Origin of the sequence: Actinoplanes sp. NPDC051513, assembly GCF_044454685.1 — a bacterium.
Lineage (GTDB): Bacteria > Actinomycetota > Actinomycetes > Mycobacteriales > Micromonosporaceae > Actinoplanes.
Genome location: NZ_JBITDW010000014.1, coordinates 182279 through 196218, shown reverse-complemented (window position 1 = coordinate 196218; position 13940 = coordinate 182279). Strand labels below are relative to the sequence as shown.

General features: G+C 71.1%; 12 protein-coding genes. 5 read left to right on the top strand and 7 right to left on the bottom strand.

Annotated elements, in window-relative coordinates; all coding sequences use genetic code 11:
- Positions 1–319: 319 nt before the first annotated feature.
- From ACIA5D_RS34465 to ACIA5D_RS34450, 4 genes are all read left to right on the top strand, one after another.
- Positions 320–2071, top strand: a complete 1752-nt coding sequence (locus ACIA5D_RS34465) for an alpha/beta hydrolase (RefSeq protein WP_396034585.1) — start codon at positions 320–322, stop codon at positions 2069–2071.
- A 235-nt stretch (positions 2072–2306) separates the two neighbouring features.
- On the top strand, positions 2307–2627 hold the full coding sequence (locus ACIA5D_RS34460) for a hypothetical protein (protein ID WP_396034584.1): 321 nt from the start codon (positions 2307–2309) through the stop codon (positions 2625–2627).
- Positions 2628–2672: 45 nt separating this feature from the next.
- A complete protein-coding gene (locus ACIA5D_RS34455) occupies positions 2673–3674 on the top strand; it encodes an NAD(P)H-dependent glycerol-3-phosphate dehydrogenase (protein WP_396034583.1) in 1002 nt (333 codons plus the stop codon).
- 112 nt (positions 3675–3786) lie between these two features.
- Complete coding sequence (locus ACIA5D_RS34450) at positions 3787–4932, top strand: amidohydrolase family protein (protein ID WP_396034582.1); 1146 nt, start codon at positions 3787–3789, stop codon at positions 4930–4932.
- Here ACIA5D_RS34450 and ACIA5D_RS34445 read toward each other — a convergent pair.
- From ACIA5D_RS34445 to ACIA5D_RS34415, 7 genes are all read right to left on the bottom strand, one after another.
- Positions 4925–7294, bottom strand: coding sequence for a glycoside hydrolase family 65 protein (locus ACIA5D_RS34445; protein WP_396034581.1), 2370 nt, complete (start codon positions 7292–7294; stop codon positions 4925–4927). The two genes, ACIA5D_RS34450 and ACIA5D_RS34445, sit on opposite strands and share 8 nt — an antisense overlap.
- Positions 7295–7411: 117 nt before the next feature.
- Positions 7412–8002, bottom strand: a complete 591-nt coding sequence (locus ACIA5D_RS34440) for a hypothetical protein (protein ID WP_396034580.1) — start codon at positions 8000–8002, stop codon at positions 7412–7414.
- Between the two features lie 94 nt (positions 8003–8096).
- Positions 8097–8378, bottom strand: coding sequence for a hypothetical protein (locus ACIA5D_RS34435; protein ID WP_396034579.1), 282 nt, complete (start codon positions 8376–8378; stop codon positions 8097–8099).
- Positions 8379–8446: 68 nt separating this feature from the next.
- The gene (locus ACIA5D_RS34430; protein WP_396034577.1) at positions 8447–9646 is read right to left on the bottom strand and encodes a hypothetical protein; all 1200 of its coding nucleotides are present in this window, start codon (positions 9644–9646) and stop codon (positions 8447–8449) included.
- 17 nt (positions 9647–9663) lie between these two features.
- Positions 9664–10794, bottom strand: coding sequence for a hypothetical protein (locus tag ACIA5D_RS34425; protein ID WP_396034576.1), 1131 nt, complete (start codon positions 10792–10794; stop codon positions 9664–9666).
- A gap of 1 nt (position 10795) precedes the next feature.
- Positions 10796–11905, bottom strand: coding sequence for a M23 family metallopeptidase (locus tag ACIA5D_RS34420; protein ID WP_396034575.1), 1110 nt, complete (start codon positions 11903–11905; stop codon positions 10796–10798).
- Between the two features lie 23 nt (positions 11906–11928).
- Positions 11929–12342: a hypothetical protein gene (locus ACIA5D_RS34415; protein WP_396034574.1), complete on the bottom strand. Its 414-nt coding sequence runs from the start codon at positions 12340–12342 to the stop codon at positions 11929–11931.
- 95 nt (positions 12343–12437) lie between these two features.
- Between ACIA5D_RS34415 and ACIA5D_RS34410 the strand changes: the two genes are divergently transcribed.
- Positions 12438–13940: a serine/threonine protein kinase gene (locus ACIA5D_RS34410; RefSeq protein ID WP_396034573.1), complete on the top strand. Its 1503-nt coding sequence runs from the start codon at positions 12438–12440 to the stop codon at positions 13938–13940.

The window sequence follows — 13940 nt, the reverse complement described above, 5'->3', positions numbered from 1 at the left end:
CAACGCCACCGCCTCGGCCTTGAACTCCACGGGATAGTGCTTGTTCGCCATCTTGCTTCAGGACTCCTGATCTACCTGGAACCTCAAGATCCCAGATTCAAGTGTCCAAGATCAGGGGGCAAGGCCCCCCGGCTGTGCGCGTACCAAATAATGTTCTGCACTTTCGGGCAATCCATCGTGGACCTGGCTCGATTTAGTGGCGCCAATAGTTGCCTGGTGGGAAACATTCCGGATTGGCGTATGCGCATGTGTGGCATTCATTTCCTACTATCCCGAGCGCGGCTGTCCCGCCGCATCGCTCGAACGGAAGGAATTGTGCATGCCACCTCTCGGCAGAACCGTCCTCGTGGCCGGAATGGTCGCCAGTCTGCTGGTCGCGGGCGTGGGGGCGCCGGCCGCGGCCAGTGCCCGCGCCAAGGCCGACGTGACGTCGAAGCAGGAGCGCAAGCGGGTCGACAGCGTGCCCACGCCGAAGCTCGGCTGGTACAAGTGCTACGACATCGCCGAATGTGCCACGACGCTGCTCCCGCTGGACTACGACAACCCGAAGGGGGCGAAGACGGAGGTCGCCATCCTCCGGATCAAGGCCAAGGACCAGAAGCACAAGATCGGCAGCCTGTTCCTGAATCCGGGCGGGCCCGGCGGCTCGGGCACGGACATCGCGCTGTTCGCGCCGTACTTCCTGAGCAAATCGGTGCTCGACCGGTTCGACATCGTCGGTGTGGACCCGCGCGGCATCGCGGCCAGCGCGAACGTCAAGTGCTGGAAGTCGGTCAAGGACCAGACCGCGGTGCTGCAGGACATGAACGTGGCCTTCCCGTGGGGCAAGGCCGAGGAGGCGAAGTACGTCAACGCCGCCAAGAAGTTCGGCAAGGCCTGCTCGACCACGGGCAAGCCGCTCACCGGCGCGATGTCCACCGCCGAGGTGGTCCGCGACATGGAGGTGCTGCGCCGGGCGGTCGGTGACAAGAAGCTGAACTATCTCGGCTTCAGCTACGGAACCGCGATCGGTCAGTACTACGCCAACATGTTCCCGGACCGGTTCCGGGCCATCGTGGTCGACGGCGTGCTCGACCCGGAGCACTGGGTCGGCACCAAGAAGACCGCGAACCAGGAGCAGGACGAGCGGCTGCGCTCGGCCGACGGGGCGTACCGGGCGCTGCGCGAGATCCTCAAGCGGTGCGACGCCGCGGGGGAGAAGTACTGCGAGTTCGCGGCCGGCGACCCGGTGGCGAACTTCGACTACATCGCCCGTGAGCTGCGCAAGAAGCCGCTCGTGGTGACCGACGAAGAAGGCGGCAGCTTCACCATCACGTACGCGGACTTCGTCGGCGCCATGCTCGGCGACCTGTACGACGTCGGCGCCGGCGACTGGGTGACGATGGACTCGCAGTTCGTCTACACGCTGCTCACCTCGTCCAGTGCGGCGGCCAAGGCCACCGCGCGCAAGGGGCTGGTGAAGCGGATCAAGGACGCCCGGGCGAAGAAGCCGGCCCGGGATTTCCCGTACGACAACGGGTTCGAGACGTTCGCCTCGGTGGACTGCACGGACGCGTTGCACCCGAAGGACGCGGGTTCGTGGCCGGCGCTGATGGCGAAGGCCGACAAGCGGGCGCCGTACTTCGGGCGGGCCTGGGGCTGGAGCACCGCGCAGTGCGCGCGGAACACCTGGACCGTCCGGGACGAGGACGCGTACACCGGTCCGTGGAACCGGCGCACCGCCGCGCCGGTGCTGATCGTCGGCACCAAGTGGGACCCGGCGACCAACTACGACGACGCGGTGTCGGCGAACAAGCGGCTGCCGGGCAGCCGGTTGCTGTCGAACACGAACTGGGGTCACACGTCCTACGGCACGTCGGACTGTGCCACCAACGCGATCGACAACTACCTGCTGAAGGGCACGTTGCCGGCGAAGGGCACGGTCTGCCAGGGCGCGTACCAGCCGTTCCTGGAGCCGCTGCCGGACGACCCGGCGAAGAGCGCGTCGGCGCTGAAGGCCGCGGTGGCGGAGTCGAAGCGGCCGCCGGTCGCGGGCCCGCCGATGCCGTCGACCCTCAACGGCACCCGGTGATCAGGTAAGGGCAACGGAACGCGGCGCCCGGCAGCGGGCGCCGCGTCTCGCCGGAGCCGAAAGTCGTCGTGCTCTGTGCGCAAGAGGCCCGGGTGATCATGCCCGATCCCGAAACGGAAGCGATGCTCCGCCAGGCTGACCGGCGATGACCTCAACGGGGACCGGGCGTGGGACGAAGCCCGGGTCCCGGGCACAGGTGGCGCGTGCGGTTGCGTACGGCTGGTTGGATGAGCTGATGGATTCGTGGGAAGCGGTTTTGCTGGTCATCGCCACGATGGGGTCGGTCGCCGCCGCGGCCGGGGCCTGGTTCCAGGAGCGGCGCAGCTCGGCGACCCAGCTGGCGGCCGTCCAGCGAAAGCTCGATCTCGTGATGGACCACCTCGGCATCGCCGCGCCCGAGGAGCCGGAGGTGGTCCGGCATCTGGAGAACGGGCGGACCATCGAGGCCGTCCGCGCCTACCGCAAGCAGACCGGCGCGAGTCTGCTCGAGGCCAAGCAGGCGGTGGACCGGATCGCCGCCGACCGCCGTCTTCCGCCGTTTCGAACGCGAACCTGACCCGAGACCACCGTATCCTCAACGCGTGCCGGCGAAAGGGGAACCATGCGGATCACGGTGCTGGGCGCGGGTTCATGGGGTACCACGGTCGCGTCCGTCCTCACCCGCCGGGACCACGAATCGCTGATCTGGGCGCGCAACCCGGCCACGGCCGACGAGATCGACGCCAAGCACACCAACGAGCGCTATCTCGAAGGCTTCCCGCTGCCGGGCCGGCTTCGTGCCACCGCCGACCTCGCCGAGGCCGCCGCCCATGCCGAGTTGCTCGTCGTCGGCGTGCCCACCGGAGCGTTCCGCGCCACCCTGGAGAGCGTCCGCCCCGACCTGCACCCCTGGATCCCCGTGGTGAGCCTCAGCAAGGGTCTCGAGCGCGACTCGTTGCTGCGGATGACCGAAGTGATCAAGGACGTGCTCCCGGGACACCCGGCCGCCGCGCTCACCGGTCCCAATCTGGCCAAGGAGATCATGGCAGGCATGGCGGCGGCCACGGTGATCGCCACGGAAGATCTCACCGTCGCCGCCGAGATACAACGAGTGTTCCGCCGGGGCCTGCTGCGGGTGTACACCAACCACGATGTGATCGGCTGCGAGGTCGGCGGAGCGCTGAAGAACGTCGTGGCGATCGCCACCGGCATCGCCCAGGGCCTGGGCGTCGGCGACAACACCCGGGCCGGAGTGATCTCCCGCGGGCTTGCCGAGCTGACCACGCTGGCGGTCGCGATGGGAGGCGAGCCGAGCACGCTCGCCGGGCTGGCCGGGATGGGCGACCTGGTGGCGACCTGCATCAGTCCGCACAGCCGCAACCGGCACGTCGGCGAGCAACTCGGCCGGGGGCGGAGCCTCGACGACATCCTCGCCGAGATGGGGCAGGTCGCCGAGGGCGTCAAGACCGTCCACGCCGCGGTCCGGCTGGCCGACCATCACGGGCTGGCAATGCCCATCACTCGTACGATCCACCGCGTCGTCACCGGTGACATCACCGCCGAGCGGGCCTATGACGGCCTGCTGCGTGCCCACCCGGCCGGTCACGAATCCGAACCCGGGTGACGATCGGGCCCTAGATTGGAACCATGACGAACCACGCGCACTCCGTCTGGCGCGACCCGTCGAACGGCTTCGGCCTCGATGTCCTCCGCGCCCACTACCGGGGAGTCACGGTATGACGCTCGTGATCCGGGCCGCGGCCATGTTCGACGGGTCGCCGGCTCTGGTCCGCGACCCCGTTCTCGTGGTGGACGGCCCGTCGATCGTTCCGGGTTCCGGCGACGGCGCCGAGGTCGTCGACCTCGGCGACGCCACGTTGCTGCCGGGTCTGATCGACACCCACGTCCATCTCGTCTTCGACGCGAGCGCCGACCCGGTCGCCGCTCTGGCCGCGCGGGACGACGACGCGGCCCTGGAAGCCATGGCGGCCGCCGGTCGCGCCGCCCTGCGGGCCGGGATCACCACGGTTCGCGACCTCGGCGACCGCGACTACTTGTCGCTGCGGCTGCGCGGCCGCGCTGATCTGCCCACGATCGTCGCCGCCGGGCCGCCGATCACCACCGCGGCCGGGCACTGCCATTTCCTCGGCGGGCCGACCGGCACCGCGCCGGACCTGCTGCGGGCCGCGGTGCGCGAGCGGGCCGAGCGCGGCGCCGACGTCATCAAGGTGATGGCCAGCGGCGGCACGATGACCCCGGGCACCCGCCAGGAGACCTCCCAGTTCACCACCGGGCAGCTGCGGGTCATCGTCGGCGAGGCGCATCGGCTCGGCCTGCCGGTCACCGCGCACGCCCACGGCACCGCTGCGATCCGCAGCGCCCTCGACGCCGGCGCCGACGGCATGGAGCACGTCTCGTTCTGGAGCGCCGACGGCGTCGACGACCCGGGCGACCTCATCCGCCGCATCGCCGACAGCCAGGTGGCCGTCGGCCTCACCGCCGGCGTCGTGCCGATGGACGGCGTTGCGCCGCCCCCGGTGGTGGCGATGCGGATGCCGCGCATCATTGCCAACACCCGCGCCCTGTACGAGGCCGGCGCGCACCTGCTCATCGGCACCGACGCCGGCATCGGCCGCCCCAAGCCGCACGACGTGCTGCGCCACGCGCTCGCCCAGACCACGATGATCGGCGTGCCGCCGGGGGAGGCGCTGCGCCTGGCCACCTCGACGGCCGCGGCGGCGTGCGGGCTGGCCGGCAGGAAGGGCCGGCTGGCGCCCGGCTACGACGCCGACATCGTGGCGGTGGACGGCAATCCGCTGGCCGACCTCGGGGCTCTGCTCCGCGTCCGCGCGGTGTTCGCCCGCGGCGTGCGGGTCATTTGAGCAGCTCCTCCCGGTGGATGGGACTGCGGCCCGGCGGCTGGACCGGGTCGCCGGCCAGGGGGACGATCGCCGGGATCGGCCGGGTCACCGCGGCGGCGGTGGTGAGCACCAGCGGCTCGCCGTGGTGCACCAGCTCGAGCTCGGCCCCGTCGTGCCCGTCCCGCAGCGAGTAGGTGGCCTCCCCGGGGCGGATCGTCACCTGCACGCGCAGACCCCGCCACAGCAGGGAGAACGCGAGCCGGTCGATCCGCCGCGGCAGGCGGGGCGCGAACGACAGCACGCCGCCGTGGTCCCGCATGCCGCCGAGCCCGGCGACCAGGGTCAGCCAGCCACCGGCCAGGGCCGCGATGTGCATCCCGTCGCCGGTGTTGCGGTGCAGGTCGTAGAGGTCCATGAGGACGGCCTCGCCGATGTAGTCGTGCGCCAGCTCCAGGTGACCCACCTCGGCCGCGATGATGGCCTGGGCGCACGCGGACAGTGAGGAGTCCCGGACGGTGCGGCGCTCGTAGTAGTCGAAGTTGCGGGCCTTGTCCTCCGCGGTGAACGCGTCGCCGCACCAGTGCATCGCGAGCACGAGATCCGCCTGCTTGACGACCTGGGTGCGGTACAGGTCGAGGTACGGGAAGTGCATCAGCAGCGGGTAGTCGTCCGGGCGGGTGGCGGCGAAGTTCCACTCCTTCATGAGCGTGAAGTCACGCACCTGCGGGTGGACGCCGAGCTCTTCGTCGTACGGGATGTGCATGGCGGCCGCCGCGGCCCGCCAGGCCCGGATCTCGTCGTCGCTGCCGCCCAGCGCCCGGAACCGCTCGGGGTGCCGCGCCGCGGCGTCGGCGGCCGCAGCCAGGTTCCGCTGCGCCATGAGGTTGGTGTAGACGTTGTCGTCGGCGACCGCGGTGTACTCGTCCGGGCCGGTGACCCGCTCGAGGTGGAACACGCCGTGCCGATCGTGGTGGCCGTACGACACCCACAACCGCGCGGTCTCGGTCAGCAGCTCGACGCCGACGTCCCGGTCGAACGCCTCGTCGCCGGTCGCGTTCACGTAGCGCACCACGCCGTCGGCGATGTCGGCCGCGAGGTGCACCGCCGCCGTCCCGGCCGGCCAGTAGCCCGAGCACTCGTGACCGCGGATGGTCCGCCACGGGAACGCCGCGCCGGCCCAGCCCAGTGTGGCCGCCCGTTCCCGGGCCAGGTCGAGCGTCGCGTGGCGCCAGCGCAGCGCCTCGGCCGCCGCCCGCGGCTGGATGTAGGTCAGCACCGGCACCACATAGCGCTCGGTGTCCCAGAAGACGTGCCCGTCGTAGCCGGGACCCGTCAGGCCCTTGGCCGCGACCGGCCGTTTCTCGGCCCGCGCCCCGGCCTGGAGCACGTGGAACATGCCGAAGCGGACCGCCTGCTGCACCTCGGCGTCGCCATCCAGCTCGACGTCGGCGCCGGCCCAGAAATCGTCCAGATAGGCCCGCTGCGCGGCGAGCAGGCCGTCCCAGCCCTCGAATCGGGCGCCCTGGATCGCCGCGGCGACCTGGTCACGGATCGCGGCCGCGGACCGCCGGCTCGACCAGCCGTAGCCGACCAGCTTGACCAGGCGCAGCCGCTGCCCGGGCGCCAGCCGGCAGGCCACCGTGGTGCGGGCCAGGTCGGGTTGCGCCTCGCTGGTGCAGCGCACACCGGGCGGACCCTCGACGAAGTGGTCCATCGCGGCCGCGAGCCGCAGGCCGCTCTCGCGCGTGACGTGGGCCAGCACCGCGCCGGCGCCGCTCGCGTGGAAGTCCCCGGCCACCAGCGGCGCCTTGAGCACCGCCGAGACCCGCGGGTCCTTGAGCGGGCCCGGCAGGGTCTCGTTCGCCACCAGCTCGGACTGCACGATCACCCGGACCGGGGCGTCGACCGGCGTGACCTCGTACTCGATGGCGGCGATCGACCTTTGGGTGAACGACACCAGCCGGGTCGAGCGGACGCGCACCGCGCGGCCGGCGCCGGACTCCCACTCGACCTCGCGGCGCAGCACCCCGGCCCGCAGGTCGAGGACGCGCTCGTGCCGCCGCAGCCGGCCATCGCGCACGTCGAGCGGCTCGTCGTCGACCATGAGCCGGATCAGCTTGCCGTTGGTGATGTTGACGATCGTCTGGCCCGACTCGGGATAGCCGTAGCCGCCCTCGGCGTACGGCAGCGGCCTCAGTTCGTAGAAAGAGTTCAGATAGGTCCCCGGCAGGGCGTGCGGATCGCCCTCGTCGAGGTTGCCCCGCAGCCCGATGTGCCCGTTGGACAACGCGAAGATCGACTCGGCGCGGGCCAGCACCTGGGTGTCGAACTGCGTCTCGCGCACCTGCCACGGCTCGACGGGGTACGCCGGATGTCGGATCACCTGAGCCTCCGCTCGCCCGCGACGACAATGTCGGATCCCATCCTTCACCGATGAGCGGCGAAAAACGACGACCGCCCGGCCCTGGACAGGGCCGGGCGGCGTGGGGCGCCGTGCGGGTCAGATGAGCCAGCGGTTCTTCTGGACGAAGGGGAGGGCGGCCCACCGTTTGCCGAGGCCCCACGTGTGCCCGGCGTACGTGAGCGCCAGGACGACACCGGTGACCGCGTAGACGAAGTGGTAGTCGGTGATCGGGTTGGTGGAGCCGCTGGGCTCGCCACCCGCGGTGGTCCTGTCCAGCGGGAACTCCGCCAGCCACATCATGGCCATCATCGCGACCGCGGCGCCGGCGGCGAGGCGCATGCCGATGCCGAGCACGAAGGCGAGGCCGATGCCGAGCAGGCCGAGCATGAACAGCCAGTTGGTCCACACGTCGCCGGCGATGCCGTGGAAGAAATCCTGCAGCCAGCCAGGCCCGACCTCGACGCCGGACAGAAAGCCCTTGGTGGGGGAGCCGCCGTTGATCCAGGCTTTGGCGGACGGGGTGGCGTAGCCCCAGCCGAAGGTCTTGTCGAAGAACGCCCACAGGAACACGAAGCCCGTCGAGATGCGCAGGACCGCGAGCGCCTTCGCGGCGGCTTCGGTCAGCATGGAGCCGGGCGCCTCGACCTTTTCCAGGTGGGCGGCCGAGCCCCGGCCGGTGGTGGTCATGGTGTCCTCCTCGATCGATGTCCTTGGCTATGAGCGTGCTCGCACGGGCAGCCGCGCGCCTGAGGCCAAGAGCCCGACTCGCACGGGACCAAAGTCACCACCCACGGTGCGGGTGATGAGCATCGACTCCGGCAGCGGTGTCGACACCCGCGCGCCGAGCCGCTCGTGCACCCGCGTCCAGGGGTCGAGCAACTGCCCGTCGGGCCGCCGCCACCGCGCACAGCGTGTTCATCGGCTCGCCCGCCCGGGTGTGGATAAAGCTCTGTTCGATCGCCGCGTCGATGCTGTCCGGGAGGGTGGGCCACACCGCCGCCGAGGGGATGCCCCGTTCCCACAGGTCGGGGCGCTCGGCGGCGGTGCGCATCGTGACCGTCATGCGCTCATGATGCCCAGTGGGCGCTTAGTGGGCGCTTGCCCACTCAAAGTGGGCAAGCGCCCACTCGCTCAGCAGTCGGGGATCACCGTCCCGTTGTTGTCGCGCGCCTCGTCGTTGCCCCATCGGCTCAGGTAGTACGCCGACGCATACTGGTCGGCGGGCCCGCTGTCCGGGTCGGTCTTCAGCCACCAGTGGTTGAAGGCGCTGCCGGAGCCGATCTGCCGTCCCCACGCCTTGCAGAACACGTAGTTGGTGCCCTGGTTCAGCGTGCCCGTCTGGGTGGTGCTGGTCGGCGTGGCGAAGACCGGGGCCACCGCGAACGTGTCCACCCAGTACTTGGGCCGACTGCTCCCCGCGCAGTCCGGGAGGACCACGCCGTTGTTGTCCTTGGCCTCGTCATTGCCCCACCGGCTCAGGTAGTACGCCGAGACGTACTGCCCGGCCGGCCCGGTGTCCGGGTCGGTCTTGAGCCACCAGTGGTTGTAGGTGCTCCCGCTGCCGATCTGCCGCCCCCACGCCTTGCAGAACACATAGTTGGTGCCCTGGTTCAGCGTGCCCGTCTGCGTGGTGCTGGTCGGCGACGCGTACGCCGGCGCCGCCGCGAACGTGTCCACCCAGTATCGGCTGGCGCCCGAGCCGCCACCGCCGGTCCACAGCGCGTTGGCGAGAAGCTGGGCGTCGTGCACCTCGTTGCGGTACGCGTCCGGGAAGGCGGAGACCTGCACCGCCTGGCAGATCGCCCCGATGTCGCCGCTCATCCACGCGTTGTTCGGGTACTTGCGGATCATGGCGTTGAGGAACGCGTTCGTCGCGTAGACCGGGTCTATCAGCTGGGCCGGCGTGCCCCAGCCCTGCGACGGCCGCTGCTGGAACAGGCCGAGGCTGTCGTGGTCGACCGCCTCGGTGTAGTTGTGCAGCGACGACTCGGTGATCGCGGTGGTGATCGCGATGACCGCGGCCCGCTTGTCGAGGCCGCGGCCGGCCACCGTCGCGGTGATCGCCCGGGCACACGACACGTGGTAGCCGTTGAGGGCGGTGCCCACCCGCTGCCCGTTCATCTGCGCGCGCAGGTTGTTGGCGACCGTCGTGTCCGAGCTGGTCGCGCCGCCGGAGACGCAGTTGGCGTACGCGATCGCGGCGACCATCGAGAGCGGCACCGGCTTCCCGGCCGGCCCGGGAACGTCCGGATTGGCATGTGCGGGGCCGACCGCGGTGGCAAGCGCCGCGGCCACCACGGCCCCCATGACGCCGAGTCTCTTCCAGAGCATGAGCTGACCTCCAAAATTCAGCAGTCCGGGACGCCCGGCAGCTTGTTGTCGGGTGAATTGACGTAGATGTTGGTCATGTAGCCGCCGAACTGCGGCAGGTAGGCCCACCACGGGTTGCGGTAGGGACTCACGACCACCTCCTGGCCGAGCGCCTGGCACGAGACCAGGACGTCGACACCGGAGGGCACGACCGCCAGCTGTGCCGAGGCGGTGGTCGGCCCGGAGCGCACCCGCACGCCGGCGCCCCATGTGCCGAACGAAGTTCCCGGCAGCCGCGTGCCACCGGGCACGTTCAGGGAGCGGACGATGCCGTTCAACGTGTTGTAGGCGGTGGCGAACGGCGTGCCGTCCGGGTGCAGGGTCAGCACGACCACGATGGCGCGATCGTCCGCCCCCACCGTGCCGGTCGTGTGCAGCGCCTCCCGAACCAGGTCGACCCCGGCCGCGCGGGCTCGGACTGAAGCGCCTCCGGTGCAGGTCATCGGGGCGTTCCCGAAGCCCGACCAGCCTTGCTTCATCGCCCGCGGCCCGGCGAAGACGCTCGGGATGCCGAAGTACTGGTCGTAGGAGTCGGCCGCGCATCGCGTGCTCTGCCGCAGGTTGCCCATCACGTACTGCCGGACCGGCAAGGGCGCCGAATCCAGCAGGAACCGATAGACGCGTACGACGTCAGACGCGCTGATCGCGGTGTAGCCCCAGTAGCCGCGCTGGGAGCTCGGCGGCGGCGCCGTCCGGAGCAGTCCCAGGCGGGGCACCATCCGGTTGATCACCGCCTCGTAGCCGCGCTGCACCCAGTAGTACGAGGCGGCATCGTCGTCGCTGCTGCGCAGCATCGCGTCGAGACGGGTCCGGTCGGCGGCCGGGATGGCGTAGTCCGGCCCGCGGTCCCAGAGGTAGTCCAGCGCGATGAGCAGCTTGACCACGGACGCGGACCGGAACTGCAGGTCCACGTTCTGCTGCTCGGTGAAGGTCCCGGTCTGCCGGTCGTAGACGGCGATCCCGGCCGTGACCCCGGCCGGCACCACCACCGAGCCCGCGGCGTGCACCGCCCCGGCCTGAGCCGGAGCCGCATTGGAAAGGGCCGTCGCCGCGAGCACGCACACCATCGCGACCAGGGCTTTCAGCGGTTTCCCGATGATCGGCGCCATGTCAGCAGTCCGGGATGACGGTGCCGTTGTTGTCCCGGGCCTCGTCGTTGCCCCACCGGCTCAGGTAGTACGCCGAGACGTACTGATCGGCCGGTCCGACGTCGGGATCGGTGCGCAACCACCAGTGGTTGAAGGCGCTGCCGGAGCCGATCTGCCGCCCCCACGCCTTGCAGAACACGTAGTTGGTGCCCTGGTTCAGCGTGCCGGTCTGGCCGGTGCTGGTCGGCGACGCGAACACCGCGGCCGCCTGGAACGTGTCCACCCAGTACTTGGGCCGGCTGCCACCCGCGCAGTCCGGGATGACCACGCCGCTGTTGTCCTTGGCCTCGTCGTTGCCCCACCGGCTCAGGTAGTACGCCGAGACGTACTGCCCGGCCGGCCCGGTGTCGGGATCGGTCTTGAGCCACCAGTGGTTGAAGGCGCTGCCGCTGCCGACCTGGCGGCCCCACGCCTTGCAGAAGACGTAATTGGTGCCCTTGTTGAGCGTGCCGGTCTGGGTCGTGCTGGCCGGCGATGCGTAGACGGGCGCCGCCGCGAACGTGTCCACCCAGTACTTGCCCGGTCCCGAGCCGCCGCCGCAGCCGTTGGTGCTGGTCAGCGACTTGACGCCGTAGCTTCCCGGGTACGGCGCGAGCGACGCGCCCTCGATCACGATGGTCTGGCCGGCGCCGTTGTAGAGCTGCTCGTAGTGGATGTGCTCGCCGTCGGAGTTGCCGGTGGTCCCGGTGATCCCGATCTGCTGGCCCTGCGCGACGTACGCGCCGTCGTCGACGGAGTACGCGTACAGGTGGAAGTAGTAGGTGTGCCAGCCGCCGCCGTGGTTGATGTCGATGTAGTTGCCGGCGCCGCCGGCCTGGTACTTGCGCGCGGCGGTGCCGGCCGCCGACGCGAGCACCGGGGTGCCCGCGGTCGTGCCGCCGTCGTTGCGGATGAAGTCCAGCGCCAGCCGCACCTCGCCGTCGTGGTGCTGGTAGGTCCATCGCTGGCCGCAGGGGAACGGCGCCTTGAAGGTAGGTGCGGCCGCCTGGGCGGGCGCCGCCATCACGCCGGCGGCGACCAGCGCCGCGCCGATGACGGCCGCGGCCCGGGCGAACAGGGAGATGCGTCGCATGAGCGTCCTTTCGAGGCTGCGGATCAGAACGGCGAGCCGTGGACGCCGTTGCAGGACGGCGTGTTCGAGAACTTCCCGTTGTTGTCGCCGCCGGACGCCGCGACGGCGTTGACCCAGCCCGTGTTGCCGTTCTCGGCGGTGGTCCACGCGAACCACTTGTTGTAGTAGGGATAGCCGTGCAGGTAGGTCACCGGGCCCTCCTCCTGGCAGATGATCCAGTTGCGGCCCTGCGGCAGATATCCGACAAGCCACGACCCCTCGACCACCGGGCTGCCCCCGGAGTAGCCGTCGCCCGGAACCCAGAAGTTGCAATAGACCTTGCCGCCGGAGCCGGGCGTGCACGGCACCTGAGCTGGCGCGGCCTGCGCCGGCGCGGCGCCGGTCGCGGCGAACGCCGCCACCGCCAGCCCAGCAGCGGCCAAGATTTTGACCTTCATGAATGTCCCCCTCGTCGTTGCGAGCCCCCGGACGGGGCTTGCGCGAGTGAGCATCATGGACGGTGTTCGATCCCGGTACCTGAAAGGTTCCAGGTATGGAGCAGGACACCTGCACCGTGCGAGTGCCGAGCGGCTACGTCGTCGGCGGGTGGCGCGTGGGGGAGGCGCTGGCCAGCGGCAGCTGGAGCAGCGTCTACCGCGCCGTGCGCGTGGGGGCGGGCGAGCCGCGCGAGGCCGCGCTCAAGTTCATCCCGACCGGCACCCTGACCTCGCGCCAGCTCAGTCACCTCGCCGACATGGCCGACCGGGAGGTCGCCGTGCACCGGCACGTCGAGCACCCCGGCCTGATCCGGGTGCTCGACATCATCGTCATCGACGACCCGGCTGACCCCGTGCTCGACGGCGTGACCGTCCTGGCCCTCGAGCTGGCGGCCGGATCGGCGGCCACGGCCCTGGAACGGGCGGACGGCGGCGGGCTGCCGGACGCCCCGCGCATCGTTGCCGACGTGTGCGGCGCCCTGGCCCACCTGCACCGGGCCGGCTGGGTGCACGGCGACCTGAAACCCGGCAACATCCTGCTCATGCCGGACGGCTCGGCGCGGCTCGCCGACTTCGGCCTGGCGGCGCACATCGACGGCACCCACGCCTACCTGCCGCCCGGCGGCACCTCCGACTTCGTCCCGCCGGAGCGGTGGTCCGAGCCGGTGCGCTGCCACGGCGCCGCCGTCCGGCAGACCGCCGACATCTGGGCCGTCGGCGTCGCCGCCTGCCAGCTGCTCACCGGCCGGCTCCCGTTCCCCGGCGTCACCGCCCGGGCGCGCGCCTCGGCCGCCACCGCGTACGTGTCCGGCCAGGCGGCCCTCAACCTGCCGGACGGGCTCGGCGAGCCGTGGCGGCGCTTCGTCGCCGACTGCCTGGCGCCCGACCACGCCACCCGGCGCCGGCACGACGCGGCGTCGCTGCACCGGCGCGCCCTCGAGCTCGCCGCCGCCTCCGGCCCGCCCCGGCGCTTCCGGCGCCGCAAGCACGGCGTGGCCGTCGCGAGCCTGCTGGGCACGGCCGGCGTCGTGGTCGCGCTGGTCTGGGCGCTGCCGGGCCATCCGGCGGCGGCGTCCAAGTACAACGGCTATTTCCGTACGGACGCCGACATCCCGCCCGCCTACTACGACCTCATCGTGGAGGCCGGCACCATGTGCCCCGAGAACAAGGCCGTGGCGCCGGTGCTCGTGGCGGCGATGCTCAAGGCCGAGAGCGGCTTCGACCCCAACCTGTCCGACCCCGCGGCCGACGAGTACGGCATCGCCCGCTGGACCCCCGGCGTGCTCAAGTTCTACCTGCCGGCCGGCCAGCGGGACCAGATCCCCACGCCCCCGTTCCCGCCGGAGACGTCCATTCCCGCGGTGGGCCGCTACCTGTGCTGGATGGCCCCCAAGCTGGAGGAGATCCCGGGCAGCCCCGAGGAGAACCTGGCCGCCGCCTACCGCACCTCCACCGACGTGGTCCGCAACGCCGGCGGCGTGCCGACGGACCGGCCCAAGCTGACCGCGTACATGGGCAAGCTGCGCACGTATCTGACCCAGTACCGCCCGGCCGCTTGA